This is a genomic window from Burkholderiales bacterium (assembly GCA_035518095.1).
Taxonomy (GTDB): Bacteria; Pseudomonadota; Gammaproteobacteria; order Burkholderiales; family JAHFRG01; genus JAHFRG01.
Window position 1 is genome coordinate 40122 of record DATIXX010000020.1, and the last position, 26035, is coordinate 66156.

28 protein-coding genes are annotated in these 26035 nt (G+C 54.3%); 14 read left to right on the plus strand and 14 right to left on the minus strand.

Features of this window, described 5'->3' with window-relative positions; translation table 11 throughout:
• Positions 1–216: 216 nt before the first annotated feature.
• The 5 genes from VLV32_03970 to VLV32_03990 are packed head-to-tail and all read right to left on the minus strand — an operon-like array spanning position 217 to position 5467.
• A complete protein-coding gene (locus VLV32_03970; GenBank protein HUL41051.1) occupies positions 217–909 on the minus strand; it encodes a (5-formylfuran-3-yl)methyl phosphate synthase in 693 nt (230 codons plus the stop codon).
• The gene (locus tag VLV32_03975; GenBank protein HUL41052.1) at positions 906–1481 is read right to left on the minus strand and encodes a DUF447 domain-containing protein; all 576 of its coding nucleotides are present in this window, start codon (positions 1479–1481) and stop codon (positions 906–908) included. The genes VLV32_03970 and VLV32_03975 overlap by 4 nt, the downstream gene beginning before the upstream one ends.
• Positions 1482–1511: 30 nt before the next feature.
• Positions 1512–2918: a DUF6513 domain-containing protein gene (locus VLV32_03980; protein HUL41053.1), complete on the minus strand. Its 1407-nt coding sequence runs from the start codon at positions 2916–2918 to the stop codon at positions 1512–1514.
• Positions 2919–2960: 42 nt separating this feature from the next.
• Positions 2961–3506, minus strand: a complete 546-nt coding sequence (locus tag VLV32_03985) for a flavoprotein (protein HUL41054.1) — start codon at positions 3504–3506, stop codon at positions 2961–2963.
• Between the two features lie 14 nt (positions 3507–3520).
• Positions 3521–5467: a sigma-54-dependent Fis family transcriptional regulator gene (locus VLV32_03990; protein HUL41055.1), complete on the minus strand. Its 1947-nt coding sequence runs from the start codon at positions 5465–5467 to the stop codon at positions 3521–3523.
• A 203-nt stretch (positions 5468–5670) separates the two neighbouring features.
• Here VLV32_03990 and VLV32_03995 point away from each other — a divergent pair, with 203 nt between their 5' ends.
• Positions 5671–6012 carry a hypothetical protein gene (locus VLV32_03995; GenBank protein ID HUL41056.1) on the plus strand — a complete coding sequence of 114 codons (342 nt, stop codon included), beginning with the start codon at positions 5671–5673 and terminating at the stop codon, positions 6010–6012.
• A gap of 322 nt (positions 6013–6334) precedes the next feature.
• On the opposite strand, the gene VLV32_04000 is transcribed toward VLV32_03995, so the two are convergent.
• Together VLV32_04000 and VLV32_04005 are read right to left on the minus strand one after the other, a co-directional pair.
• On the minus strand, positions 6335–7180 hold the full coding sequence (locus VLV32_04000) for a quinoprotein dehydrogenase-associated SoxYZ-like carrier (protein HUL41057.1): 846 nt from the start codon (positions 7178–7180) through the stop codon (positions 6335–6337).
• Positions 7181–7250: 70 nt separating this feature from the next.
• Positions 7251–8177, minus strand: coding sequence for a quinoprotein relay system zinc metallohydrolase 2 (locus tag VLV32_04005; protein HUL41058.1), 927 nt, complete (start codon positions 8175–8177; stop codon positions 7251–7253).
• Positions 8178–8219: 42 nt separating this feature from the next.
• Here VLV32_04005 and VLV32_04010 point away from each other — a divergent pair, with 42 nt between their 5' ends.
• Positions 8220–9554, plus strand: a complete 1335-nt coding sequence (locus tag VLV32_04010) for an NAD(P)/FAD-dependent oxidoreductase (protein HUL41059.1) — start codon at positions 8220–8222, stop codon at positions 9552–9554.
• A 65-nt stretch (positions 9555–9619) separates the two neighbouring features.
• On the opposite strand, the gene VLV32_04015 is transcribed toward VLV32_04010, so the two are convergent.
• Positions 9620–10003: a 4a-hydroxytetrahydrobiopterin dehydratase gene (locus VLV32_04015; protein ID HUL41060.1), complete on the minus strand. Its 384-nt coding sequence runs from the start codon at positions 10001–10003 to the stop codon at positions 9620–9622.
• Positions 10004–10400: 397 nt separating this feature from the next.
• Here VLV32_04015 and VLV32_04020 point away from each other — a divergent pair, with 397 nt between their 5' ends.
• The 9 genes from VLV32_04020 to VLV32_04060 all read left to right on the plus strand — a co-directional run bounded on the left by VLV32_04020 (position 10401) and on the right by VLV32_04060 (position 18038).
• The gene (locus tag VLV32_04020) at positions 10401–12212 is read left to right on the plus strand and encodes a methanol/ethanol family PQQ-dependent dehydrogenase (protein ID HUL41061.1); all 1812 of its coding nucleotides are present in this window, start codon (positions 10401–10403) and stop codon (positions 12210–12212) included.
• 111 nt (positions 12213–12323) lie between these two features.
• Entirely contained in the window at positions 12324–12716 is a 393-nt protein-coding gene (locus tag VLV32_04025) for a cytochrome c (GenBank protein ID HUL41062.1), read from the plus strand.
• 64 nt (positions 12717–12780) lie between these two features.
• Positions 12781–13635: a substrate-binding domain-containing protein gene (locus tag VLV32_04030; GenBank protein HUL41063.1), complete on the plus strand. Its 855-nt coding sequence runs from the start codon at positions 12781–12783 to the stop codon at positions 13633–13635.
• Positions 13636–13652: 17 nt separating this feature from the next.
• Positions 13653–14693: a trypsin-like peptidase domain-containing protein gene (locus VLV32_04035; protein HUL41064.1), complete on the plus strand. Its 1041-nt coding sequence runs from the start codon at positions 13653–13655 to the stop codon at positions 14691–14693.
• Positions 14694–14771: 78 nt separating this feature from the next.
• On the plus strand, positions 14772–15437 hold the full coding sequence (locus tag VLV32_04040; GenBank protein ID HUL41065.1) for a hypothetical protein: 666 nt from the start codon (positions 14772–14774) through the stop codon (positions 15435–15437).
• A 22-nt stretch (positions 15438–15459) separates the two neighbouring features.
• A complete protein-coding gene (gene trxA, locus VLV32_04045) occupies positions 15460–15831 on the plus strand; it encodes a thioredoxin (protein ID HUL41066.1) in 372 nt (123 codons plus the stop codon).
• A 451-nt stretch (positions 15832–16282) separates the two neighbouring features.
• On the plus strand, positions 16283–16981 hold the full coding sequence (locus VLV32_04050; GenBank protein HUL41067.1) for a pirin family protein: 699 nt from the start codon (positions 16283–16285) through the stop codon (positions 16979–16981).
• A gap of 26 nt (positions 16982–17007) precedes the next feature.
• The gene (locus VLV32_04055; protein HUL41068.1) at positions 17008–17436 is read left to right on the plus strand and encodes a DoxX family protein; all 429 of its coding nucleotides are present in this window, start codon (positions 17008–17010) and stop codon (positions 17434–17436) included.
• On the plus strand, positions 17433–18038 hold the full coding sequence (locus VLV32_04060; GenBank protein ID HUL41069.1) for a nitroreductase family protein: 606 nt from the start codon (positions 17433–17435) through the stop codon (positions 18036–18038). The genes VLV32_04055 and VLV32_04060 overlap by 4 nt, the downstream gene beginning before the upstream one ends.
• A gap of 36 nt (positions 18039–18074) precedes the next feature.
• On the opposite strand, the gene VLV32_04065 is transcribed toward VLV32_04060, so the two are convergent.
• The 4 genes from VLV32_04065 to VLV32_04080 are packed head-to-tail and all read right to left on the minus strand — an operon-like array spanning position 18075 to position 21144.
• Entirely contained in the window at positions 18075–18803 is a 729-nt protein-coding gene (locus VLV32_04065; GenBank protein ID HUL41070.1) for an amino acid ABC transporter ATP-binding protein, read from the minus strand.
• Complete coding sequence (gene gltK, locus VLV32_04070) at positions 18800–19474, minus strand: glutamate/aspartate ABC transporter permease GltK (protein HUL41071.1); 675 nt, start codon at positions 19472–19474, stop codon at positions 18800–18802. Before gltK ends, VLV32_04065 begins: the two co-directional genes overlap by 4 nt.
• The gene (locus VLV32_04075) at positions 19475–20215 is read right to left on the minus strand and encodes an amino acid ABC transporter permease (protein HUL41072.1); all 741 of its coding nucleotides are present in this window, start codon (positions 20213–20215) and stop codon (positions 19475–19477) included.
• A gap of 29 nt (positions 20216–20244) precedes the next feature.
• On the minus strand, positions 20245–21144 hold the full coding sequence (locus VLV32_04080; GenBank protein ID HUL41073.1) for a glutamate/aspartate ABC transporter substrate-binding protein: 900 nt from the start codon (positions 21142–21144) through the stop codon (positions 20245–20247).
• 351 nt (positions 21145–21495) lie between these two features.
• On the opposite strand from VLV32_04080, the gene aspA reads away from it, so the two are divergent.
• Complete coding sequence (aspA, locus tag VLV32_04085) at positions 21496–22917, plus strand: aspartate ammonia-lyase (GenBank protein HUL41074.1); 1422 nt, start codon at positions 21496–21498, stop codon at positions 22915–22917.
• A gap of 113 nt (positions 22918–23030) precedes the next feature.
• Here aspA and VLV32_04090 read toward each other — a convergent pair whose 3' ends face one another.
• A complete protein-coding gene (locus VLV32_04090; GenBank protein ID HUL41075.1) occupies positions 23031–23912 on the minus strand; it encodes an alpha/beta hydrolase in 882 nt (293 codons plus the stop codon).
• Between the two features lie 95 nt (positions 23913–24007).
• Here VLV32_04090 and VLV32_04095 point away from each other — a divergent pair, with 95 nt between their 5' ends.
• Entirely contained in the window at positions 24008–24892 is an 885-nt protein-coding gene (locus tag VLV32_04095; GenBank protein HUL41076.1) for a TraB/GumN family protein, read from the plus strand.
• A gap of 1 nt (position 24893) precedes the next feature.
• On the opposite strand, the gene VLV32_04100 is transcribed toward VLV32_04095, so the two are convergent.
• Entirely contained in the window at positions 24894–25139 is a 246-nt protein-coding gene (locus VLV32_04100) for a hypothetical protein (protein HUL41077.1), read from the minus strand.
• Between the two features lie 74 nt (positions 25140–25213).
• Here VLV32_04100 and VLV32_04105 point away from each other — a divergent pair.
• On the plus strand, positions 25214–26035 hold an 822-nt coding region (locus VLV32_04105), incomplete at its 3' end, for a PHP domain-containing protein (protein HUL41078.1).

Below are 26035 nucleotides of genomic sequence, written 5' to 3' on the forward strand. Positions count from 1 at the left end.
AATCTGTATTAGCGAATGCGCAGTTGCGCGGGCAAATTGAGGCCGGCAAAAATAAACCTTCAAATAATTTCTGCAGGAGGAGGAGCCATGCGCGCGCTAATTCACATCAATTACTTGGCTGTATTCGTACCCAAGACTTGGCCCGCCTTTCCCATATGACACTCTGACAGGCGCGCCGGGTGGTCGAAAATATGAATTTTCATTGAAGCGCTCTGGTTATCGGGCAATAACCGTATTTGGGTCTTTCGCCCGGCAGGAAATTGCATGACGCATCGCCGAGAGCCGGGAGGAATCCAAAGACTGGTTTCTTTGGTTTCCCGCACACAGCGCGCCACGAAATCCAAGATAGTCCGGTCCAAGTTCGATTAAATAGGGCACGTCGTCCAGCTGCAGCGAGCCGGCAAGACCCGCCATCAGCCCCAAGGCTTGCGCACGCTGTACGAATTCCCGCAATGCTGCGGCAGCCATCTGGCCGCGAAGACCGCCGTTGACCTTGTTGGCGGTGTCAAGCATGGCACCCGCAAAGCCGGCCTTGGCAAGATCGGCAAGCAGGCCAAAGTCGCAACTGCGGTCGGCAAAAAGCACGGCGATTAGCCGCGTATTTCCTGCAAGAGCGGCGATACAATTCTTGTCGGCATCGAAAAAACCGACTTTAATGAAATCCACCCCGGTGGCGGCCATTCGCGCAGCGGCGTCGCGCAAAATTTGCGGCTGCATCGGCAAATTCCCCAAGGTTGCGCTGACCGTGCAGCGTCGATCCACCATCTTTACCGCACGCGCCACGGTAGCCAGAGGCAACGCACCGAGCATGCCGGCCTCGGGATCCTTTAAATCAACGACGTCAGCGCCGCAGGCGAGCGCGAGACGTGCTTCAGTCAATGATCTTACGCTTGCGAGCAGTCGGGTCATGCGGTGTGTTTTTGCGCCAAAAGCGTGCGGTGCGCGTTGATTTTTTCCAACAACCAGCCCCATGCTTCGCGTTCTGCGGGACCGGCGGTTTTTTCAATTGCAATGGCGAGGTATTTCACTTCGCTTTCGATCTTGTCCCACGGTAGCATTTGCAAACGACTCACCAGGATTGCCGCCTCCAGCACCGCCGCCTGTGCGCGGTTAAAGCCGCGGAATGGTAAGTGGTTGACGCGATGTACCACCTGGCAATAGAGCCGTGGGCGTAACTCGTCCTCGTCCATGTGGTCGAGTTTCAGTTCACAGTGTGCAAGCGCCGATTCGAGCCGCACGCAGGGCACTTTGTCCGCGGGTACAGTGGGCCAGTCACGACGGTCCGTAAGGCAGCCGGCGAATACGCGCACATCGTCGCAACAATTGACCACTGCGCAGTTGCTCTCGAGGACATTATCCAGGGTGGTGGACGGGCGAAACGGCGCGAGTAGGATCATACCGCGGTCTTCGCGAATGCCCATGGGCGCGATGTGAACGCGGCCGTCATTGGCCCTGGTGGAAACTATTGTTTCAAAAATCATATCGGGCCTGAACCCTCCAGTAAATTCTGCCTATTTGTTTTTTGCTTTTTTCTTCACCACTTCAAGCGTCGTGCCCGGTGCACGATGCTGCGTCAAATCCTCTGGCTTGCGCTCAACTGCGCAGCCCCAATCCAGTTCCTCATCCTGATTGTAACGCTTGGCCAATTGCCAGGCGACTTGCGCGCGCGCCAGCTCCACCCCGAGATAGAAAGCGTGCGCGGCATCGTTCTTCAGATCGAGATGGGGAAACAAGGCAAACGGATCGGTGGCAATATGTAGGCCATCGCGGTTGTAAATGTGAATGCCTTGTTCGCTGACTTGAATTCTGTAGCTCGGATCCTTGATAGTGCCTGCCAGCTCGGCGATCTCTTCCGCGCTGTCCGGAAAAGGTTTGCGTGCATGGACGGTAAGCAGTTGCGAGGAGAAATCGCGCGGCAGGCTCGACGCTTCCCGCGCCGCGTACATAATACGTCGCGCCACGTCCGCTTCGCGTACCGCACGCCGCGCATGCGGGCTTACTTGGGTCGTGAGAACGTTGGTGACACGCAATTCCGATATGATGCCCATGAGCAGCGCGTTAATCCCCGTAGTGTCGGCATCGGTCAATTCCGTCAGATTACCGATCCCCATCATGATCTCGGCTTCCGGATGCCGCCGCCTCAGCTCGTAATACCGCGCCAGCGAGTCGACAAATCCGGTGTGTATCGGGTCCAACACCGAGTCGGCAATAAACCGGCGGCCGCGCGCCGCCATTTTTTTCATCGCTCGCTCAAGCGACGCGATATCGCCGGGCAAGTCAGGAATCAGCACCGGAGTTGACTCAACTTCCTCCGCAACCCATAAGGTATTTTCCTTAAGGCTTAACAGATAATCCGCTCCGGCTTTGCCGCCGCGCAGCAGTTCTTCCGGTTCGATCGAATCCACACTGATTTCATATCCCGACGACTTCAGTGTGAGAACCGCTTCTTCGAGATGGGGAAACGGTGTTTCCGGTAGGCAGCCGAGGTCAATCACATCTGCACCATCGTTACGGTAGCTTTTCGCACACCGCAGAATCTGTTCGATGTTTAGTTGAGGCGCGTCAACGATTTCGGCGAATATGCGCACATCGTAACGGCTCAGGTCTTTGTTTGCGTCACGCCTGCCGAAGTACTGCGGCAGGTCTTTCAATTCATCGGGCCCGCGCACCACGGGCACGCCGTAGTGTTCTGAAATGGCTTCAAGATTACCGCGGCAGCGGCCGGGCACCATGATACGAGTGCTGTTGCCGGCCGTGGGCAGGCGTCGCATGATCAAATCGGCGGTCATCAGGCCCGCTACACTGATGCCGATGTTCAATACCTGGTAAGTGAATTCGCCGGGCTGCATTTGGCTGAGTACCCGATTGAGGCTTTTTTCGGCCAGCCTGCCGGTGAGAAATAAGATGTGTTCGGACATACGCTTAATATACACCTGGGGCGGGGACCGGCGATTTCAGCTCTATATGCCCAGCGCCTTCATGCGCGCGCTAACCGCGTCGCGCAACTCTTCGATGCGCATAACCACTGTGACATTTTCAAAGCTTTTCAGTTTTTCCGTGTTGTCGAGATCAATTTTGCGCGGGTATAGCGTCACCCACTCCTTTGGCGCTTCAGTGGTTACCACCGGCTCGGTATCGCAAGCAAAGACGATGCTGTGTACTCGACACTTTCCGGCTTGCGCGAAAATGTTGGTAACCAGGCTGTCTGAAATGCCGCAAACGCATTTGGCGACCGTGTTGGACGTAGCGGGAGCGATGACCACGGTATGGTAATGCCCGTAGTAGAACAAACCTACCGGCGCAGCACTTGCGGTGTTGTCCCGGAATACGCGAAAGCGCGCGCGCAGTTCCTTCAAATTGTGAGCGTACATGTGCACAACCTCGGCCGCTGCTTTCGACAGATATAGGTCGACGTGCGGCAACTCAAGCGCGATGTTCAGTGATTCCCTGAGGAAATGTCCGGAGCCGGTTAGTGCCCAGGCGAGGCGGGGCTTGTGATCGCGCACGCTAGAACCTGTCTCTAGCGAAGGGTATCTTTATTTGGGTCTTTAATATTCAGCCGCTGCATTTTTCGGTACAGGGTATTGCGGCTGACCTTAAGTTGCCGCGCCACATTCGTGATGTTCCAATGGTGGCTTTCCAATTCGCGACACAGTGCGCCCCTCTCTGCAGACTCCAGAGGATTGAGCGCTGCCATCGTATCGTTGCGGATATCGCGCGCTGGCTCCCGGCCGCCGCCGATTTCCTGAGGTAGGTCCTTGATGGCGATGGTGTCGTCTTCGCGTAGCGCAAGCACGGTGCGCAGTACATTGCGCAACTGGCGGATATTGCCGGGCCAGCGATAACGTTCCAACGCCGCCAGGGCCTGCTCGTCAATTTCAACTTTACGGCTCTCGGTATTTTCTGTTGCCAGAATATTTTTTATTAGGCTGCGCTTATCGGCGCGCTCGCGCAGCGGGGGCAAGGAAACACTGAGTCCGTTGAGGCGGTAATACAGATCCTGGCGGAACTCTCCCTTAAGTATTTTTTCAGTAAGATTGCAATGCGTGGCGCTGATCAGTTTGATATCCACTTTTACCGGGAGCTCGCTGCCGAGAGGCAGGACCTCGCGTTCTTCGAGCACGCGCAGCAGCCGCGCCTGAAGCTGGATCGGCATATCTCCGATTTCGTCCAGGAACAATGTGCCCCCGTTCGCCTGAAAAATTTTTCCTCTCTGGCCTTCCCTGCTTGCGCCGGTGAACGCTCCGGCCTTGTACCCAAACAATTCGGACTCGATCAGCGTTTCCGGAATGGACGCACAATTGATAGCCACGAACGGCTTATCGGCGCGGCTGCTCGAATAGTGCAGGGCTTTGGCGAACATTTCCTTACCTGTGCCGGTTTCTCCATAAATAAGCACCGCCACTTCACGGCTCAGCACGCGCTTGGCCGCACCGATATTGCGCTGCATTAATGGATCGCCAAACTCCAGCTCATCAAGCGGTGAGGTCCCGGCTGCAGGAGGGGTGTTTAAGCCTTTCCGGTACCCGCGCGGCGCGGCCGGAACCGGCTTGACGCCTTCGGGCTGTTGTGCAACCGCGAAATAGCGGCCGCCGTGTCGCGCTTCGAAGATCGGCATCGGGCGGAATGAATTGCGCGAGGAAAGCTCAAGCGAGGATTGCAGTGTTGTATTGAACAATTCGCCAATGTCCTTGCCGCAAACATCGCGCGGCACCGAATATCCGAGCTGAAATAAAGCGCTGTGATTCGCCGCCATCACGCGGCCGTCCCCTGCAAAAGCGATCGCGCCCTCGCCCAGGGTGCCCACAAATTCAGGTCGGCTGTGGAAGCGCACGATGAATTCCCTGCTGAAATTCGAAAGAAAAACCCGGTTCTCTATCATTTGCGCCGACATGTTGACCAGTACCAGGGTGTGCTGCTGTGCCAGCCGAGATTCCCCCGAAGCATCCAATACGGCAAGCAGCTTTCCCTCGTGGTCGAAAATCGGCGCGGCGGAGCAGGTAAGCCCGATATTGCGCGCCAGGAAATGTTCCCGGTGATGAATGATCAGCGGTTTTTTTTCGATCAGGCAGGTGCCCATTCCATTGGTACCTTGGTATTGCTCGCTCCACACCGCGCCCAGCATCAAGCCTGTTTTTGACGCGGTAACGGTGAACTCAGGGTCACCAAAATAACTGAGCAGCACGCCGTCCACATCGGTAAGCATGATGGCGTACCGCGAGCCCGCGAGTTGCTGATAAAGATTGGACATTTCGGTCTTGGCTATAGACAGTACCTCGACGATTCGCTCCTGGCGTTCCAGCAATTCGCGCCGGTCCACGACGGCCGGGTCCCGGGGGCCTGCAGGGTCCAACCGGTAATCGTCGAGGCAACGCTTCCAGGAACGGATGACTCTGGCGTCGTCAAATTTTACCGCGCCCTTCAGGACGGAATGAATGAACTTGGCGTGCGTGGTGAGATCAGACATCTGAAGAAATAATTCTTTTTGGCTTTTGTGTTTTAAAATTGAAAATGCTGCAGCCAGTTGTGGCGCAAATTTTTTTTATAGCCAAGACGAAAGCTTGATACAGCAACTATGTGTATTATAGTGTTTTACGTTAAAACTGGCTACGTTGTGTAAGTTGTCCTTTTGCAAAGTTTTTTAATGGCATATCACGAGGAGTTGATTCGATGAAAAGGTATTTAGCTTGGCTGGCGCTGCTATTTTTGCCGGGGGCAGCGCTTGCTTACGATTACCCGACATACGACAGAGTGGCGTTCGTTTTGCAATGCGCCCAACAATATCCCGATTATCAGTATTACGGGTCCCTGTATAAGTGTTCCTGCGCGATTGACGCCATCGCCAAAAAAATGAAATACGACGATTTCGTGGAACAATTTACCGCGGCGCGGGGACAACACACTGCAGGCGAGGGCGGCGGCATTTTCCGGGATGCACCCGAGATCAAAAAAATGGCGAAACGCTACGAAGAAATCAAAGCCGAGGCTGAAAAGGAATGTCTGCTCAAGTAAGGCTTTAATGCGAAAGTTGCACAGATTTGGCCAAGGAGCATAGTTGTTTGCGGTCGCGGGCTTCGCGTCACGGGCGCTGCTATTTTAAGCTGTAAAAAACGGCGCTTTCAGCAATAGACCGTTACGAGAACTTTAGCGATCCAGGGCCCAGCTTCACTCATGATTACGCCCGCCATCGGCCGGATCGCTGAATATCCATGAGATAAACTGCATACATTGAGTCCGGCACATCAACCCATGCTGCGCGGAGGATGGAGGTAATGCAGTACGGGAGGCAATTTTCCTGCAGCTCCCTCAACCCGCCAATCCCAGATCCAGCAGCTTAACTTCCCGCGGCGGTCACGCCGGGTTCCACATGGATGGAGCTGTTGAATTTGAGATCATTTGAATCAATGACCTCGGCTTTCAGATCGCCGGATGTGCGCGGAGTGAAATAAAAGCGGAAGTTCGGGTTTTCGCTGATGGAAAAATCCACGTCAGCCGAGAGTATCAACTTGCCGTTGTAAGTAACGTCTACCTTTTTCACATAACGCGCGGGAATGTAGAGACGCGTCAACTGATCCATTTGTAGCCCCGAGTTATTGGGATGGCTGATCATGAGCTGAGCGAGATTCGGATGATCGAGCGCAACTTTATTGTCAACGCGGAATTTCATTTTGCCGAGCCGGGCCAGTGCTGCCTCTTGATCTTTTCCTGCCGGTGCCGAGCAGCCGCCGGACGCTTTTACATAGCGCGTTGCCATGTATAGCTTGCCATCGCTCGTTTCGGCGATTGCCCGTACGTAGGTGTATTGTTCGATTCTCACCCGCGTGTCGATGTCCGCGCGCCCGCTATCCGGAGTGAGGTGAAATACTGCAGCAATTGGCGAGGGGTTCTGGTCGATAATCAGATAAATCTTTTGCACATACCTTTGCGATGTCTGCGGGATTCCGGCTTTGATGGAAATCGGAACCGTGGCCGCATCTTCTGCCCGCACCGGCGCTTCAAGCGTGATTATTTCGTTTCCAGACGTCTCAATCGGCCGGCCTTCGAACAGCATATTTCTTACCTTGATCCAGGTTTCGGATTTGGAGGGATCCGTAGCGGTATCGGCCGCATTGGCGTGAGCGGCGCACAAAATCGTGCTTAAAACGAGCGCAAGCCGCGTCAAAGAAATTAAACTGTTCATTTTTTGCCTTCCAAAAGCGGGTTCGGAAACACCACTGACAGTAGTATAGACGCGAACCTCAGCCCAGTCATCAGTCTTCCCATTCGAGCTCGGCATAAGCTGCCGTGACATTGCGCCGATGGAATGAATCGAACAACAGCCAGTGGTCGCGCTGCGATAATCCCACAGTATCCACGGCTTGTTGCAAGGTCTCCCCGCGCTTGATCGCAGCGCGCACTTCGCGCAGCAGATCATTCAAATAATCGGATTCCGCCTGCAGCGCCTGAGGCCAGGCCGGATCAAGCTCTCCATGTCCGGGAATGACGTGGCGCGCTTTGATTCCCCGAAGTTCCGTAAGCACACTGAGCCAGCCTTTGAGGCTGCCGTCAACGACCGGAATATGCCCGGTGAAAAGCAGATCGGCGAGCCACAGCGTCTGTGTTTTTTCGTCAAATATTGTCAAGTCGTTATCAGTATGCGCAGTAGGCCAGGCCTTGAGGACAAGCCGGCGGTTTCCGAGGTCAAGTTCCGTCGAATCCTTGACGGTCAGTGTCGGCAGGATGATTTCACTTCCTTGAGCCTCGGGCCCGACGTCGCGCAACAGCGCATGCAGATAGTTGGCGCCGCGCGCCGCCATTGCCGCAGGTAATTTGTAATGGCCGACAAACACCGGGTGATCCTGTTTGAAAGCCGCATTGCCGAAAATATGATCAGGATGCATGTGCGTGTTGATGACATAGCATATCGGCAGAGGGGTTCTGCTTAATACCGCCTGGCGCAATCTGCGTCCAATTACAATGCTACCGCCAGTGTCGATAACCGCAACGCATTTATCTCCAACGATAAAGCCGATGTTGGCGATATCCCCCAGATTTCGCGGCGAGCTTTCCTCTTGCGCGCCGGTGTGTACATAAATTCCGGGCGCGATCTCGCTGATGGCGAAATCATCGGCCCGGGCCTTGACTGAAGCAAAAGCCAGAAATAAGCATAACAGTATGCGCAAAGACGGAAATACCATTTCTGCTACTATTACACAAATTGTCGTTAAGTAAAAAATCCGATGAAGGTCCACTCGAACCCTGAATCATCCCCGCACCGCATCGTGATTGTCGGTGGCGGCGCGGGCGGACTGGAACTCGCCACAGAGCTCGGCGATTCGCTGGGTAAAAAACTCCGCGCCCAGATCACGCTCATTGACAAAATGCGCACGCATTTGTGGAAGCCCTTGCTTCACGAAGTGGCGGCGGGCAGCATGGACCTCGATACCAATAAACTCGAGTATCTGGCGCAGGCACACTGGCATAATTTCCAGTTTCGTCTCGGAAGCATGGATGGGATAAGCCGCGCGCAACGGCAGGTCTTTGTCGCGCCCACTTTTGATGACCAGGGCGAGGAGCTTATTCCGCGACATGTCATTGCGTATGACACGCTGGTGATCGCGGTGGGGAGCACCACCAATGACTACGGCACGCCGGGAGCGGCACAATACGCAATCGCATTGGATACGCCGGAGCAGGCCGAGCACTTCCGCCGGCGGCTGATCAATGCTTGCATCCGTGCCAACTTTCAGACTGTGCCGCTGCGCCCGGAGCAATTGCAAGTAGCGATTATCGGTGGCGGCGCCACGGGAGTGGAACTTGCCGCTCATTTACATAACACCACCCGCGAACTGATCGCTTACGGACTGGATAGAATAAACCCGGAAAAAGATATCAAGGTTTCCATCATCGAGGCTGCGGAGCGCATATTGCCGATGTTGCCCGAGCGCTTGTCAAAAGCAGCGGAACATCAGCTTAAGCCCCTCGGCGTACACGTCTATGCGGGCGAGCGGGTGACTCAGGTTTCGGCAAACGCGGTGCAAACGCAAAACGGCAGGACGATTCCGGCAGAACTCATCGTTTGGGCGGCTGGCATTAAGGCGCCGGATTTCCTGAGAAACCTGGACGGGTTGGAAACGAACAGGTTAAACCAATTGATGGTGCGGCCCACGCTGCAGACCACGCGCGACGCAAATATTTTTGCCTTCGGAGATTGCGCTTCGTGCCCGTGGCCTGAAAGGAACAGCAGCGTGCCGCCACGCGCTCAAGCCGCGCACCAGCAGGCTTCATTTCTGGTGAAGGCCATCAAATACCGATTGCGTGGGCACAGCTTGCCTGCCTACCGCTATCGAGATTTTGGTTCGCTGGTATCGCTGGGAAAATACAGCACCATCGGCAGTTTGATGGGCGCGCTTACCGGCGGTACTCTTTTTCTCGAAGGTTATTTCGCGCGGCTGATGTATGTCTCGCTCTACAAGATGCATCTTTACGAGCTGCACGGCTTTTGGAAGGTTTTTTTGGATACGTTGGCGCGGCTGATTACGCGGCGCACTGAGCCGCCGGTCAAGCTGCATTAATCTTCAGAAAATCGCCCGGCGCGGTTACGCGCATGCAAGTCGGCGAATTGAGCCACAGTGAACCACTACTCGTCGTACTTGACATACTTAAACCGCTGATCCTCATTCGGCGTACCTTCCAGAGCGCCACCCTCCTTGCCGGGTTGCCACTGGATCACGCTTTCGATTTTCTTGGCGAGTTCGAAATCCTTATCGGTGATACCTTTGGCTGCGTGATTCATGAGCTTAACGATCACGAATGCGTAGGAAACCGTAAGGTCGGGGTGGTGCCACGCGGCCTCGGCGAGATGTCCAACGGTGTTTACCACCATGAGCGTGCCCTTCCAACTCCCGGTACGGTATTTCCTGCGGATCCATCCGTCCTCGTAATACCAGTGTGGCAGCTCCTTTTCCAGCCGTGCCTTGATTTCCGGCTCAGAATATACGCGGGTTTGCTTTTCTGCCTGCATGTCAACCTCATGTCTAATTTAACATAAACCGGAAGTTCGCCTATTAATTATTTGCGCTATTCAAAATCCTTTAGCTGGATTTGCATCTAATGGCTTTTCATTTCTGACACAAGATGTTAACTAGTTTAATTGAAGGATTCATTTATGACACAAAATGCAAATTCATATTGATCAATTAATATGTTGTAAATTAACAACAAAAACCGGTTCTGTTGTGCTCATAAATTGCAATTTGATTCGGGCATATTCTGTGCTATAGTGCGTGAAGGTAATGCACCTCGTTACCTTCCCCTAAAGTAAACTCTTGTGACGAACAATTTTTTGCTGTTCGTCATTTAGGGGCCGTGGTGAAAAATAGTTTTTCTCTCTTAAAGATTCTTTGAAGGAGGAAGTTGATATGACGATTAAATCGCAATTGAAGCACCTGCCATGGGTGCTGGCTGCGCTGGCAATATCAGGTTTGGCGTTCGCCGGTTCCGATTCCGACTTGGAAAAGCTCATGAACAATCCCAGCAACTGGGCTCATCCAAGCGGCAATTTTTATCTTTGGCGGTATAGCAAACTGAACCAAATCAACAAAGAAAACGTGGGCAGGATGAAAGTGGCTTGGACCTTCTCCACCGGGGTATTGCGTGGGCATGAAGGCGGGCCGCTGGTGATTGGCGACACGCTGTATATCCATTCGGCGTTTCCCAACAAAGTGTTTGCAATTAACCTGGCTGACCAAACCATCAAGTGGAAGTACGTGCCCACCCAAGATCCCAGCGTGATTCCCGTAATGTGTTGCGACACGGTAAATCGCGGCTTGGCCTATGGCGAAGGCAAGATCCTCCTGCAGCAAGCGGATACCACTTTGGTGGCGCTGGATGCTAATAGTGGCGAAGTAGTCTGGTCAGTGAAGAACGGCAATCCCAAGATCGGCGAAACCAACACCAACGCGCCGTTTGTCATGAAAGACAAGGTGATGACCGGCATCAGCGGTGGTGAGTTTGGTGTGCTGGGCCGTGTTACTGCCTATAACCTCAGCGACGGCAAAAAGGTGTGGAGTTGCAATAGCTCGGGACCGGATGACACGATCTGCGTGGACCCGAACAATACCATGACCTGGACCGACGGCAAGATGGCGCCGGTTGGCCCCGATTCTTCGCTGAAGACCTGGCAAGGCGATCAGTGGAAAATCGGTGGCGGCACGACTTGGGGCTGGTATGGCTATGATCCTGCCTTGGGCCAGATGTTCTACGGTTCGGGCAACCCGAGCACTTGGAATCCGCATCAACGTCCCGGTGACAACAAGTGGTCCATGACGATCTGGTCGCGCAATGTTGATACCGGAATGGCTAAGTGGGTCTACCAAATGACGCCGCACGACGAGTGGGATTACGACGGTATCAACGAGATGATCCTGGCTGACATCCCGGTGCATGGGAAACACACCAAGGCATTGGTGCACTTCGACCGCAACGGCTTCGGCTACACGCTTGACCGCGTGACCGGTGCCCTGCTGGTGGCTCAAAAATATGACCCGGCGGTGAACTGGGCGACGCACGTTGACATGAAGACCGGCCGTCCGCAAGTGGTTGCGAAGTACAGCACGGATCAAAACGGTCCCGATGTCGACACCAAAGGCGTGTGCCCGGCGGCACTGGGCACTAAAGACGAGCAACCCGCTTCATTCGACCCGCAAACCGGCCTGTTTTATGTGCCCACGAACCACGTGTGCATGAACTACGAGCCGTTCAAGGTTGAATATACCGCAGGCCAGCCGTATGTAGGGGCAACGCTGTCGATGTTCCCCGCACCCGGCGAACATGGCGATATGGGCAACTTCATCGCTTGGGATGCGGGTACGGGCAAGATCGTTCAATCCCACGGGGAGAGATTCTCGGTGTGGAGCGGCGTTCTGACCACCGCGGGTGGAATTGCCTGCTACGGCACGCTCGAGGGCTACCTGAAGTGCGTGGATGCTAGGAACATCAACAAAGAACTGTACAAGTTCAAAACTCCGTCCGGCATCATCGGCAACGTCAATACCTGGGAATATAAAGGCAAGCAGTACATCGGTGTGCTATCCGGCATCGGTGGCTGGGCCGGCATTGGTTTGGCGGCCGGTCTGACGAAAGACACTGACGGCCTCGGTGCCGTGGGTGGCTACAAGGATCTCTCCAGGTACACAGATCTGGGCGGCACGCTGACCGTGTTCTCGCTATAGAGAACGAGGTCGTTTGGCAATTTAGTTGAACCGAATAACTGGCATCTTGACTAAAGTTGAGATGCCAGTTTTTTTGTTGCCGCGCGATGCCCAACTGAAAAGGTATTTCGCATGAAATTTAAAATTGTGCTTTTGGCGGCTCTTCTGCTGACAAGCGTTGTGGTCTTTGCAGATGACAAGCCGCTGTATACCGTAGCGGACGGCAATAAGGTTGACGCGAATACCCTCGCAGGGTGGAAAACTTGGCGCGCGATGGCATGCGAACGCTGCCACGGCGCGCAGCAGCAAGGACTGGTCGGGCCGTCTTTGATCGAGGGGCTGAAGAAGCTTACCAAGGAACAATTCAAGGAAACGGTGTTGAACGGCAGGCCCGGTACGGTGATGCCGCCATTCAAGGAATCCAAAATGGTTAACGACAACATCGACAATCTTTATGCGTATCTCAAAGGGCGTTCCGACGGTGCGATCAAGCCCGGTCATCTTCTTCCAATTGAAAGCAAATAGCGATATCTGTGGCAGCATCGGTCTTTCTTCACGAAAAAGTGTATTATTCACAGAAGGCAAATTAATGATTCGCATTCAAAACCTGCAGGTCTTAACATTCATATTGGCAAGCCTGGCTTGCATGATAAGCGCGCCGGCCTTCGCCGAACCACCGGGCGGTAAAGCTTTACGTGTCTGCGCAGACCCGAATAACTTGCCATTCTCCAACAGCAAACAGGAAGGTTTCGAAAACAAGATCGCGCAACTTTTCGCGAAACAACTGGGCTTGCCGCTCGAATATACCTGGTATCCGCAGCGCTTCGGGTTTTTGCGCAACACCCTGAGGGCGCGCGTCGAGGACGGCAGTTTTAAATGCGACCTGATTATGGGCGTATCAGCCAATTATCCGGAGACAGCGACCTCCATGCCGTATTACCGGTCGACATATATGATGGTATATGTCAAAGGCAAGGGACTCGACAGCGTGAAAACGCCCCAAGACCTGCTCAAGCTACCCAACCTCCGTTCGCTCAAATTCGGCGTGTTTGGCCGCACTCCGGCGGCGGATTGGGTGCTCAAGTACAACCTTATGGAGCAGGTAGTGCCTTACCAATTGCAGACCGGAGACATCGCGGATTACACGGGTAAGGTTATTTTTGACGACCTGCTGCCCGGCAAGGTCAACGTGCTGTTCATTTGGGGGCCGATAGCGGGTTACTTTGCCAAACAACATCCTGAGCTCGTCCTCGTTTCCATGCAGTCGGAAAATGGTCAAGTGTACCAAGGCCGTAACGTCGCTTTTGACTACGCCATCGCCATGGGTATGCGCCAACCGGACAAGGAATGGAAAGAAGAAGTCAACAAGCTGATAGAAAAAAATCGCGACCAGATTAATGCGATTCTCGACGAGTACGGTGTGCCTTTAGTCAAGGAGCAGTAACGAGGCTAGCGCCCGAAATGGCTGAAAAAAAATTCGCGACCCTTGCCCTTTTTGCGCCATTGCTATTATTTCCGCTGCCTGGCGCCGCCGCGATGGATTTTGAGTTTTACGCCAAAATTGCCTCCACAGTAGTGAAAATCGAAGCAGCGAACCCCGATGGCAGCACTTCGGTTGGTTCTGCCGTAGTGGTCGGCCCGAACCGGTTGGTTACCAATTGTCATGTAACCCGGAACGCCACCACAATCGCGGTGATTAAATCCGGACAGCGCTGGTCCGCGCAAAAACAGCTGAGCGATGTGCAGCATGATTTGTGTCTGCTTTATGTTCCGGGAGCCACGGTGCCGGTGGCCCGGTTTGCGAACGACGAGCTCAAAGTAGGACAGCTTGTGTACGCAATCGGTTACGTCAACGGACTGGGCCCGCGCATGACCAGCGGCCAGGTCCGGGCGCTGTATAACTATGACGGCGGCAAAGTCATACAAAGCACAACTCAATTCAGGTTTGGCGCCAGCGGCGGCGGACTGTTTGACGAGCAAGGCAGGCTGGTCGGGGTCGTGACCTTCATTTCGCGGCTCGATCAGAGCTACGATTTTTCGCTGCCGGTGAGCTGGGTAACGCACCGGATGGCGATGGACAAGTTGCAGAACGTGGCGCCGTTGCCCGAGGAATTTGCGTTCTGGCAACAACCGTATGAGCGCGAGCCGTTCTTTTTGCAGGCAGCGGCTCTGGAAGCAAGCAAAAAGTGGAACCAAATGCTGGAACTTGCGCAAAGATGGTCGGCCGCCGAGAGCGGCAACTCAAATTCCTGGCTGGCTTTAGGTAAAGCCCACCAGCAACTGCAGCAATATGACCAAGCCGTTGCAGCCTACCGCAAAGCCATCGCACTGGAGCGCGATTATCCGGAGGCCTGGTACAATCTCGGTTTGGTGTATCTCGACTTGGGAAAAGACCGCGAAGCCGAGGACGTGAGCAAAGTGCTGGGCGGCATGGACCAGGAGCTGGCGCAAGAGCTGTCAAAAGCACAGACTTTGCACCAGAATTCCGATAGCGCAATGTAGTTGCGCGCAAATTTTATTTTCAGTTGACGGGGGTAAGGCCTGATGCAGGCAAGACATATTTTTACGGCAGGTGCAGTGATGTTTTTTTTATTTTCGCCGGCAGCCGCGTTTGCCGATGAGAAAATTTCGGAGGCGGAAATTCTGCTTTTTGAAACCAACCACTTGAAAACGATCACCAAGCCGGAAAAATTGCACTACATTTTTATTAGAAGCGGGACATTGGAGCCAAACTTCCACGATAACGTTGAAATCTCGATTGATAAGGTCATGCCGGATGGTGGTAAGACCGTGACGACTGAATTCTTGTCCGGGTCAAACAAAGTAAATTATCCACCCATGGAGGACGTGACGGGCAACCCGGTTTTATTGTGGTTTCTGGAACGGGATATTCACGAAATGCAGCGCATCACCGGCGGCAAATCTCCGTTTTTCAGGCGTCGCATACGGCTTGCGCTGGCCGACCATGCCGAGGTGCATCCGGTTAAAATTGCCTATAACGGCAAGGAAATGGACGCGAAAGAAATCAAGATTTCGCCCTACGTCAATGACGAGGTGATGAAGGAGCGTGCCGCCACGCATATCGGCAAGTATTATCTTTTTGTTCTGTCCGAGGGGATTCCGGGCGAAATATACCAATTGCGCAGTGTGGATCCCGATAGCCGGGTGGACAAATCCGGCAAGGTATCGCCGCTGATAGAGGAAACCCTCACGTTCAGCCCGGACGAAAACCGGGCTGCGCAGTAAACCGCTTCTGAACGAGGTACAAGTGGCCATCATACAGCTTACCAAGGATAATTTTGAACAGACTATCGCCGCGAACTCGATGGTGATTGTGGATTTTTGGGCTCCATGGTGCGGACCGTGCCGCTCGTTCGCTCCGATTTTCGATGCGGCTTCCCAGAAATATCCCGAGATCATATTTGCCAAAGTGAATACCGACGAGGAACAGGAGCTCGCGTCGAAATTTCAGATTCGATCGATTCCGACATTGATGATTCTGCGCGAACAGGTCATTTTGTTCTCGCAACCGGGCGCACTTCACGCTTCAGCGCTTGAAAACATCATCAAGCAGGCACAGGCGGTGGATATGGCGCGGGTGCACGAGGAAATCAAGAAGGAGCAGCCGGTTAGCCATTAGTTCTGGGTCCGGCGCTAGCCGGAAGGCTTTCCTTTACGGTGTCGCATCACGAACGCTTCGTATCAGTGCGTGAGCGTGACGCGTACTGAGTGATGTGCAAGCGCGTTGCCAACGCCGTACCGCTTGCGGGTGCCACGGACATACCCCGTTCATGGTGTACCGAATGCGCGCTGTAAAACGGCACAATTCCGGTTCGCATCAGGCGCGGATTACATCATTTCCAGTGTCTTACTAATTAACTATGTGCTTGCTTCGAACTCGGGCTTTACGCTCACAATCTCGCGCTTCTTGCTTCATGTTTCTCATCCGGGCTTGCAGGCAACAAAATCCAATGAGGAGGTTCGAAGCCCAATAGAATTGCGCTTGTCAATAAATTTGCGCACCATCAATATTCAGCCAAAGCACACAAGCTTGCATAGGATCGACTCGGTAAATATTGCGAGGTTTTGCCATGATAGATGTAAGAAAGAGCTCTGACCGTGGTTATTTCGATCACGGTTGGCTTAAGACGTACCATACTTTTTCTTTTGCGGATTATTTCGACCGTGAGCAGATGGGCTACGGCAGCCTGCGCGTCATCAACGAAGATTATGTTAAAGCGGGGAAAGGCTTCGGAACGCATCCCCACCGCGATATGGAAATTATCACTTATATTTTAGAAGGTCAATTGGCGCATAAAGACAGCATGGGGAACGGCTCGATAATCAAGCCCGGCGACGTGCAGCGGATGAGTGCGGGAACCGGCGTAACCCACAGCGAGTTCAATGCGTCGCAAGATGCGCTTGTGCATCTTCTGCAAATATGGATTTTGCCAAAATACACCGGGTTGCAGCCGAGCTATGAGCAAAGATATTTTGACACCCAGGAAAAACGGGATAAATTGCGCTTGGTCGCGTCTCCGGACGGTCGCGACGGTTCCGTCACCATTCACCAGGATGCCTTGATGTACGCCGCGACATTGAGCCAAAACAAAGAACTGCGCCACCCGCTTGCCAACGGCCGGCGCGCGTACGTCCAAGTTGCGCGCGGCGCGCTCAAATTAAACGGTGAGCACCTTAGTGCGGGGGATGGCGCAAAAATCAGCGGTGAGAAGGCGGTGAAGGTTAATGCTGCAGCTGAAAGCGAATTGCTTTTGTTTGATCTTGAATGAGCTGATTCAATGAAAGGAGCACAGTCATGAACAAAACGTGTGAAATGACCAAGCAATATGCACCGCTCATCGGGCGCATTTTGCTGGCAGCAATATTCGTCATTTCAGGTTTCGGTAAGATCATGGCATTTCACGCGACCGCGGGTTACATGGCGAGTCGCGGGTTGCCAATTGCGGAAGTGCTTTTGGTACCCACCATAATTATTGAGTTGGGCGGGGGGCTGATGCTGCTTTTGGGGTGGAATGCGCGCTGGGCAGCGCTGGCGCTTTTCCTATTTATCATTCCCACCACGCTCATTTTTCATCCATTCTGGATTGCTGACGCGACGCAAATGCAAAACAAGGTAAACTTTCTGAAGAATCTTGCGATTATGGGCGGCATGCTGTACGTCATGGCTTACGGCTCCGGCCGATTCAGTTTGGGCAAGAAGGACACGTGCGGAGACAATCCGTGATTGTAGAGAAGAAGGCCCAAACCGCGACCGCTATACACGATATCATCGCCAGGCGCTGGAGTCCGCGCGCTTTTGAGGAATCGAAACCGGTAAGCCGCGGACAGGTAATGGCGCTGCTGGAAGCGGCGCGCTGGGCGCCTTCCTGCTCTGCCGCCGAGCCGTGGCGCTATTTGATTTGGGACCGCTACCGTGATCCCGCATCGTGGCAAAAAGCGTTCGAATGCCTCTCCGAAGGCAACCAGGTATGGGTGAAAAACGCGCCGCTGCTTCTGGCTTCGGTCGCCAGCAGCCAGTTCGAGCAAAGCGGCAAACCCAACCGCTGGGGACAGCACGACACGGGCGCAGCGAGCGAAAACCTGGTGCTGCAAGCTGTGGCACTGGGGTTGGCGGCGCACCAGATGGGCGGCTTCGACGCTGATAAGTTGTGTGAAAGATTTTCCATTCCTGCGGGCTATGCGCCGATGGCGATGATCGCGGTCGGCTATCAAGCAGATCCTGAAATTCTGCCGGCGGAAATCAAGGCGCGCGAACTCGGGCCGAGAGCACGCAGACCGCTCGGCGAAAAATTCTTTGAAGGTACCTGGGGCGCGCCGGTTATCTGAATTCCGAGTCCGCCGGATGCATTTCGGCTCTGCCAATCAATGGTGGAGGATCTTTGACAGGAATTGCTGCGCGCGCTCCGAGCGCGGTTTGGCGAAGAATTTATCCTTCTCATCGTCCTCCACAATTCTACCCTGGTCCATGAAAATTACCCGGTGAGCGACTCTGCGAGCAAAACCCATCTCGTGGGTTACGCACATCATGGTCATGCCCTCCCGGGCCAGCTCGACCATTACATCGAGCACCTCGTTGATCATCTCCGGATCGAGCGCGGAGGTCGGCTCGTCGAACAGCATGGCAATTGGATCCATCGCCAGCGCGCGGGCAATAGCCACACGCTGCTGCTGCCCACCCGAGAGCTGGCCGGGAAACTTGGCGACATGTGCGGTGAGGCCGACGCGCTCGAGCATTTTAAAGCCTCGCGCCACCGCTTCCTCGCGGCTTCGACCCAAAACCTTGATTTGCGCCAAGGTCAGATTGTCGGTTATGGTCATGTGGGGAAACAACTCAAAGTTCTGAAATACCATACCGATGCGGGCGCGAAGCTTGGGCAAATTGGTCTTTTTAGCGCCCACCGAAACGCCATCCACCGTAACCGTGCCTTTCTGGAACGGCTCCAGGGCGTTGACGCACTTGATCAGCGTCGATTTGCCTGAGCCCGACGGCCCGCAGACGACCACGACCTCGCCTTTCTTTACGTGGGTCGTGCAGTCGGTCAGCACCTGGAAACTACCGTACCACTTGCTGACATTGCTGATCGAGATCATTTGGCGAGCCTGCGCTGGTATTGTCTGACCAGGAGGGAGGCACCGAAGCAAATCACGAAATACACCGCCCCCGCAAACAGCAGCAGTTCAACGATGCGACCGTCGCGATCGCCCACCTTGTATGCGGCGCCAAAAAAGTCAGCCAGACCGATCACATATACAAGCGATGTGTCCTGAAAAAGTATGATTGCCTGAGTGAGCAGCAGGGGAATCATGTTGCGGAAAGCCTGCGGCAATACCACCAGGCGCATCGCTTGGCTATAAGTAAGCCCGAGTGCGTATGCAGCGCTCACCTGGCCGCGTGGAACGCTTTGAATCCCGGCGCGGATAATCTCGGAATAATACGCGGCCTCGAACAGCGCGAATGCTGTGAAGGCCGAGGCAAGGCGAATGTCCGCGATCCCCTCGCCGAAAATCGCCTTTAGCAGCGATGGCACTATCAGGAAGAACCAGAGGATGACCATGACCAGCGGCACGGAGCGGAACAGGTTTACATAGCCGGCAGCGAGCCATGCCACCGTGCGGTTTGCAGACAGGCGCATCACTGCGAGCAGCGCGCCCCAGATTATGCCGACAACAATAGCGACGCCGGTAATCTCCAACGTGGTTTTCGCCCCCGTCCACAAGTACGGTACCGCGCCGGGGATGGAACTCCAGTCAAAATCGTACATTTATTTGCCTGTAGTGATAAACCCGGGGATGCGGGCGCGCAACTCGACCCAGCGCATGAAAGCCATAATGATGACGTTCAGTATAAGGTAGGCTAACGTCACAACAATGAATGCCTCATAGGGTTGGGCGGTGTAATCCACCAGCTGCTGCGCCTGGCGCGACAGTTCGACAAAGCCGATGGTCGAAATTACCGCGGAATTCTTGAATATGTTGAGAAACTCCGAGGTGAGTGGCGGGATGATGATGCGAAACGCCATTGGCAAGAGTACGTACCGGTAGGTTTGTGGCAGAGTCAGACCGGTCGCCAGCGCTGCGTTTTTCTGTCCCTTCGAGAGCGCTCCAATGCCCGAACGTACCTGTTCGCAAACACGAGCGGCGGTGAACAGCCCAAGACAAAGCATGCCGGCCAGGAACTGCTGCAGAAGCGGTGGCGAGCTCTTGATGGCTGTGCCGATCGAAACCGGCAGCAGCTCAGGTACTACGAAGTACCAGATAAAGAGCTGCACCAGCAACGGGATATTGCGAAAAATCTCGACGTACGCCGCCGCGGGGCCGGAAAGCCAGCGGTTGGGAACGGTGCGCATTACCCCGAGCAGCGCTCCAATGACGAGCGCGAGGATCCATGAAGACAGGGATATGATTACCGTCCACTGCAGCCCCTGGAGGAACCAGCCGAGATAGGTAGTTCCTCCCGAGGGAACCTTGGCAAAGAATATACCCCAGTTCCAATGGTAAGCCATCTCGCCCCGTCGCTACATCAGTTGTCAGCTTACTGGAAGGCCTTGTCGTTGGGGTCCTTGAAAAGTTTCTTCATGTCGTCGCTCAAGGGGAAGTCCAGATTGAGTCCCTTTGGGGGAATTGGTGATCTAAACCATTTGTCGTAAAGCTTTACAGCCGCGCCGCTGGTCTCAAGGTCGGCAATGGTTTGGTCCGCGAGCTTCTTGAATGCGGTATCGCCCTTGCGCAGCATGCAACCGTAGGCCTCGTAGGATTGCGGCGTGCCGACCACGATCCATTCCGCGGGGTTCCTCGCCTTCGCGCGCTCGCCGTACAGCAGCGCGTCATCCATCATAAACGCCACGGCGCGCCCCGTTTCCAGTGTAAGGAACGCCTCGCCGTGGTCCTTGGCGCTGATGATGTTCATCTGCATGTGCTTTTCCGCATTCATTTTGCGCAGCAACTGTTCAGAGGTCGTGCCGGCCGTGGTCACCACGTTTTTCCCCGCGAGGTCCGGAAAGTCCTTGATCCCGGAGCCGGATTTGGTCATCAGCCGCGTACCGATGACGAAGATCGTGTCGGTGAAGTCGACTTGTTTCTGTCGCTCAAGGTTATTGGTGGTTGAGCCGCACTCCAAGTCCACCGTGCCGTTTTGGATGAGCTGAATGCGGTTGGCCGGAGTTACGGGTATCAGCTTGACATCCAGGTTGGGCTGCTTGAGTTCCGCCTTGACCGCATCCACGATCTTTGTTGCGATCGCAAATGAATAGCCGACAACCTGCTGCTTATTGTCGTAATAGGAAAACGGGATCGACGACTCGCGGTACGCTAGGACGATGGTGTTGGTATCCTTGATTTTCTTGAGGGTGCCGGTAAGTTCCTGGGCGAGGGCGGGCGCAGCGAATACCGCGTATGCGGCGAACACCAAAAGCAGGCGGGACGAGCGGCTCATGAATTCCTCCTTGTAGAATATCCCTGGGTTCGTTGTTGTAGCAGTCTGGCGGCGCATCCTGAGCCGACCATCTTTTTTAATCTAGCCGATGGGCATTTTATTGTCCAGCAGTATATATTGATCATTCTGCATTGGCTGATGGGGAATTGTCGGTCGCTTATGTCCGTGCGCAGATAAGCACCGGTGTTCACCGAAAAATAAGCCCCGACTCTATTCTGGAACGCGGCCCGCGCGCGCATTTTTGCGCCTTATGCGGAACGGAACAGAAACCTGGGGCGATGGACCAAACTCGCGGCGCCAAGGTGGCGCGAAGCTTGATGGGTAGTTGGAAAATCTTTTTAGGAGAGCCAAATGTCAGATGTCTTAAGGCGATCTGAACACGATCTGCTAGGCGAACGCCAAGTCCCGGCAAGCGCCTACTACGGTGTGCACACGCTGCGTGCAATTGAAAATTTCTCGATAACTGGCACGCCTGTCTCGATTTACCCGGAGCTGATCAATGCCCTTGCCTGCGTCAAGCAGGCGGCCGCGCTCACCAACAATGGGCTTGGGCTGCTCGACAGGGAAAAAACCGAGGCTATCGTCCGGGCTTGCGAAGAAATCCGTGCAGGAAAATTGCACGACCAATTTGTCGTCGATGTAATCCAAGGCGGCGCGGGCACATCCACCAACATGAACGCCAATGAGGTGATCGCTAACCGCGGTTTGGAACTGCTGGGCCGCCGGCGTGGGGAGTATCAATATCTGCACCCGAATGAACATGTCAATATGAGCCAGAGTACGAATGACGTCTACCCAACTGCGGTAAAAGTGGCATTACATTTTGCCATCTCGCGTCTGGTGGACGCGATGAGCGAGCTGCGGCGTGCTTTTGAGGCCAAGGCTTTAGAGTTTGCGGAAATTTTGAAAATGGGACGTACCCAGCTGCAGGACGCGGTACCTATGACCCTTGGCCAGGAGTTCAGCACCTACGCGGTCATGCTAGGGGAGGATGAAGAGCGTCTGAAAGAAGCTTCCGCGCTGATTCAGGAAATCAATCTGGGAGCAACCGCGATCGGCACGGGAATCAACGCCCATCCGGATTACGCAGCGGCGGTGTGCCGACACCTCGCAAACATTACCGGAATTCCGCTGGTTACTGCGATCAATCTGGTGGAGGCAACTCAGGATGCAGGAGCGTTTGTGCAGCTCTCGGGGGTGCTCAAACGGGTGGCAGTGAAGCTTTCCAAGACTTGCAATGACCTCAGGCTGCTTTCGTCAGGGCCGCGCGCCGGTCTCGGTGAAATCAATTTGCCGCCAGTGCAGGCGGGTTCCAGCATCATGCCGGGCAAAGTCAATCCTGTTATTCCGGAAGTCATGAATCAAATCGCCTTCGAGGTGATAGGCAACGACATTACCGTGAGTTTTGCCGCTGAAGCGGGCCAGCTTCAGCTCAATGCCTTTGAGCCCATAATAACCCACAGCCTGTTCAAGAGTTTAAAACATTTGCATGCCGGCTGCCTCACTCTTGCCAAGCGTTGCGTGGCCGGCATCACTGCAAACCGCGAGCAATTGCAGCGCAGCGTCGAACGCTCCATCGGTATCGTCACTGCGCTCAACCCGTACATCGGCTATGCTAACGCCACTGTAGTGGCCCAGGAGGCGCTAAACACCGGCAGAACCGTCTATGAGCTGGTGTTAGAGAAAAAACTTCTGACAAAAGCAGAGCTCGACAATATCTTGCAGCCCGAAATCCTAATCAAACCGCGTCCGATCCCGCTGGCGAGGGAGTAAGTCGTAGCGAGCGGGTCGTTTTACATTGGTGAACGCTCGGATGTCTTGAGCAGACTGCCATCGCGTCAATTCGCGGTGCTTAACCCGTTGCGAATCGGCGAGATGGTTCTTCTTTAAGGCTTGCAGATGATGGTGTCGAGAAACTTTTCGATTATTGTGGCAACTTGCGCCGGCTGCTCGAGGTGCAGCATGTGACCGGCGTCAGGAATCACACATTCGCTGAAATTTCTAAATGCGAGCTTGCGCTGGTCGAATTCCTCGGAGCTGTCCTTCAGCCAGTCCCGGATCCACGACGCGCCTCCGGCAACCCATAGCACCGGCGCAGTTACATTTCTCCAACAGGCCAGTGCTTCTTCCAGTCGGTAAAGTACCGCATTGACGATTTTGTGCTTCGGATCGCTCAGCAGTTCCACACCGCCTGTTTCGGTTTGTTTTGCCCAGTGCTGAGCAAGAAAAGCTGCCTGGCTTTCTGTCAGTCGCGGATTATTTTTCTTCAAGCGCTCCGCAACTTCCGCAAATGAAGCATAAGGTCTGAAGCGCGGCGGATTGGAAAGTTCCGCCAACCACCTGGCATAATGGTGCGGTGCTTCGCTGGGGGTGTTGCGCGGAACACCGAAGCCTTCCAAGGACACGATGCGTCTTACCCGCTCGGGTCTTACACCGCCGTAAATGCAGGCCACTGTTCCCCCGAGGCTGTGCCCGACTAGATTGACCGGTGCATCCGGACTGCAGCAGTCAATCAGCGCGTCGAGATCAGCGAGGTAATCCTGGAACCAATACGTTCCTTGGTTCCATTCAGAGAGCCCGAAGCCGCGCCAGTCAGGCGCGAATACGCGCCAGTCTCGACTTAACGCGTCCACCAGAAACTGAAACGAGGCCGATACATCCATCCAGCCGTGCAACAGGAACAGTTGGGGAGCGCCGGCCTTGCCCCAGGTACGCAGGTGATACCGCAGGCCGTTGATGTTTTGGTAAAGGGAATCGCTGGCTCTCATGATTTCGCTTTGTCGGCAATATGTGAGATGATTCACTGCATAATGTTTTCGGAAAGCGTGAACTGTAACTCACGCATCTTCTGGTGATCAATAGCATGAAAAAACTATTTGCTATTGCGTCAAGCTTTTTGCTTGTCGTGGTGGCGGGTGTTACTTTTGCAGACAATCCACCCGGAAAATTTTCCAAAGGTCTATTGTGGAGAATCGATAGCGCGAATGCCGAGCCGAGCTACATTTTTGGGACCATTCATCTCGACGATCCGCGCGTCACCAATTTGCCGGCGCCGGTGGAAAAGGCTTTTACGCGCAGTAAAAGCTTTACCATGGAAATGATTAATGACGAAACGAGCACCGAGAAATTTACTGCATCAATGCTGCGAGCGGACGGAAGCGACCTGAAAGTTCTTCTAGGCGAACCCCTGTATACCAAGACCACTGAGATGATGGGTGAATATGGCATGCCGAGCGAGTTGACCGCGCAATTTAAACCTTGGGCACTGATGCTCACGTTGGTTCAGCCTAAGGAACGGCAAGGCGCGATAGTGGACGATGTGCTATATGAGCAGGCGCAGATACAGCACAAGCCGATTTACCAGTTGGAGACCATTGAAGAGCAGATCGAAGTGTTTGACGGCTTGGCCATGAATGTTCAAATAGGCCTACTCAAGCAGACCGTAGAGCATCACGATATGATTCCCGAATTGATGGACAAAACCATCCGGGCTTATCTCAATCGCGACATTGGAGCGATGTGGGAAATCAACAACAGCATGATGGAAGATGAGGCGGATAAAGCTTTGAATGAAGTGTTTCTGCAGCGTGTGCTCTATGACCGGAATAAACGCATGGTGGAGCGCATGCAGCGGCAACTCGCCGACGGCCGGGCGTTTATCGCCGTAGGTGCACTGCACTTATACGGCGAGAAAGGGGTCTTGAGCCTGTTGCAAAGTCGCGGCTGCCGGGTCACGCGAATTTATTAATTTATCGGTTTCTGCACACGCTGTAGCCGTCTTGCCAGCCGGTCATGTACTGGAAATCGGACTTGTAACGTGTTTGGTCTTTCTTGCTAAGCAGCGACTGGGCGGTCGTGCAGCCGTCGCGGTAGCCGTCCTGGTAACTCTTTGGAAAACCCGCCAAATTGATATTCGGAGTTTGTGTAGGCTTGGGCGGCTGTTGCGTGCATGCCGCAATCAGCAAGGCAATCGCGACCGCGTACGATTTTTTCATCTCGCAAAATAAACTCTAGATTTCGTCGCGCCGGGTTGGTGGTAAAATCTTTAATCGAATCGCATTATATCACCATGCCTCAGCCTGCCTGCGTACACCTGCGTTTGCACAGCGAATTTTCGATTGTTGACGGCATCGTGCGCCTTGATGAAGCTATCCGCAAAGCCGTTGAGGATCGTGTGCCGGCGCTTGCGCTTACCGATCTTAACAACCTGTTTGGCATGGTTAAGTTTTATCAGGCAGCGAACAAAGCAGGGATTAAACCGGTTACCGGTTGCGATGTCTGGCTGACGAACGAATCCGACCGTGACCAGCCATTCCGCCTTCTGCTATTGTGCCAGTCATACCCGGGTTACCTACGTTTGTGCAGACTTCTGTCGCGCGCTTACCGCGCCAACCAATACCGCGGCCGCGCCGAAATCAGAAAAAGCTGGTTCGTTGAAGCTGGAACTGATGGGCTGATCGCACTATCGGGCGCGCAGCTGGGGGATGTAGGCGTGGCACTCGCTCAGGGTAACGAGGAGCACGCACAATCGTTGGCAAGCGGATGGGCCAGGCTTTTCCCGCAGTGCTTTTATATTGAGCTCCAGCGCGCCGGAAATCCGCATTCCGAAGTTTACGTTCAGTACGCAATGGAACTCGCTTCAAGGCTCCGGCTGCCGGTAGTGGCCACTCACCCCGTACAGTTTCTGGAGCCGGGCGACTTCAAGGCGCATGAAGCGAGAGTATGCATCGCCGAAGGTTATGTCCTGGGCGATCCAAGACGCCCCAAGCTGTTTACTGACCAGCAGTATTTCAAGACCCAGGCGGAGATGGCGCAGCTGTTTGCCGATGTCCCGGAAGCGCTTATAAATAGCGTCGAAATCGCCAAACGCTGCAATTTGCAAATGGAGCTG

Bases quoted from the DNA above. Each gene is read 5' to 3' on its own strand.
- VLV32_03970 (HUL41051.1), bottom strand. From the start codon at position 909: ATGACCCGACTGCTCGCAAGCGTAAGATCATTGACTGAAGCACGTCTC.
- VLV32_03975 (HUL41052.1), bottom strand. From the start codon at position 1,481: ATGATTTTTGAAACAATAGTTTCCACCAGGGCCAATGACGGCCGCGTT.
- VLV32_03980 (HUL41053.1), bottom strand. From the start codon at position 2,918: ATGTCCGAACACATCTTATTTCTCACCGGCAGGCTGGCCGAAAAAAGC.
- VLV32_03990 (HUL41055.1), bottom strand. From the start codon at position 5,467: ATGTCTGATCTCACCACGCACGCCAAGTTCATTCATTCCGTCCTGAAG.
- VLV32_03995 (HUL41056.1), top strand. From the start codon at position 5,671: ATGAAAAGGTATTTAGCTTGGCTGGCGCTGCTATTTTTGCCGGGGGCA.
- VLV32_04000 (HUL41057.1), bottom strand. From the start codon at position 7,180: ATGAACAGTTTAATTTCTTTGACGCGGCTTGCGCTCGTTTTAAGCACG.
- VLV32_04005 (HUL41058.1), bottom strand. From the start codon at position 8,177: ATGGTATTTCCGTCTTTGCGCATACTGTTATGCTTATTTCTGGCTTTT.
- VLV32_04010 (HUL41059.1), top strand. From the start codon at position 8,220: ATGAAGGTCCACTCGAACCCTGAATCATCCCCGCACCGCATCGTGATT.
- VLV32_04015 (HUL41060.1), bottom strand. From the start codon at position 10,003: ATGCAGGCAGAAAAGCAAACCCGCGTATATTCTGAGCCGGAAATCAAG.
- VLV32_04020 (HUL41061.1), top strand. From the start codon at position 10,401: ATGACGATTAAATCGCAATTGAAGCACCTGCCATGGGTGCTGGCTGCG.
- VLV32_04025 (HUL41062.1), top strand. From the start codon at position 12,324: ATGAAATTTAAAATTGTGCTTTTGGCGGCTCTTCTGCTGACAAGCGTT.
- VLV32_04030 (HUL41063.1), top strand. From the start codon at position 12,781: ATGATTCGCATTCAAAACCTGCAGGTCTTAACATTCATATTGGCAAGC.
- VLV32_04035 (HUL41064.1), top strand. From the start codon at position 13,653: ATGGCTGAAAAAAAATTCGCGACCCTTGCCCTTTTTGCGCCATTGCTA.
- VLV32_04040 (HUL41065.1), top strand. From the start codon at position 14,772: ATGTTTTTTTTATTTTCGCCGGCAGCCGCGTTTGCCGATGAGAAAATT.
- VLV32_04050 (HUL41067.1), top strand. From the start codon at position 16,283: ATGATAGATGTAAGAAAGAGCTCTGACCGTGGTTATTTCGATCACGGT.
- VLV32_04055 (HUL41068.1), top strand. From the start codon at position 17,008: ATGAACAAAACGTGTGAAATGACCAAGCAATATGCACCGCTCATCGGG.
- VLV32_04065 (HUL41070.1), bottom strand. From the start codon at position 18,803: ATGATCTCGATCAGCAATGTCAGCAAGTGGTACGGTAGTTTCCAGGTG.
- gltK (HUL41071.1), bottom strand. From the start codon at position 19,474: ATGTACGATTTTGACTGGAGTTCCATCCCCGGCGCGGTACCGTACTTG.
- VLV32_04075 (HUL41072.1), bottom strand. From the start codon at position 20,215: ATGGCTTACCATTGGAACTGGGGTATATTCTTTGCCAAGGTTCCCTCG.
- VLV32_04080 (HUL41073.1), bottom strand. From the start codon at position 21,144: ATGAGCCGCTCGTCCCGCCTGCTTTTGGTGTTCGCCGCATACGCGGTA.
- aspA (HUL41074.1), top strand. From the start codon at position 21,496: ATGTCAGATGTCTTAAGGCGATCTGAACACGATCTGCTAGGCGAACGC.
- VLV32_04090 (HUL41075.1), bottom strand. From the start codon at position 23,912: ATGAGAGCCAGCGATTCCCTTTACCAAAACATCAACGGCCTGCGGTAT.
- VLV32_04095 (HUL41076.1), top strand. From the start codon at position 24,008: ATGAAAAAACTATTTGCTATTGCGTCAAGCTTTTTGCTTGTCGTGGTG.
- VLV32_04100 (HUL41077.1), bottom strand. From the start codon at position 25,139: ATGAAAAAATCGTACGCGGTCGCGATTGCCTTGCTGATTGCGGCATGC.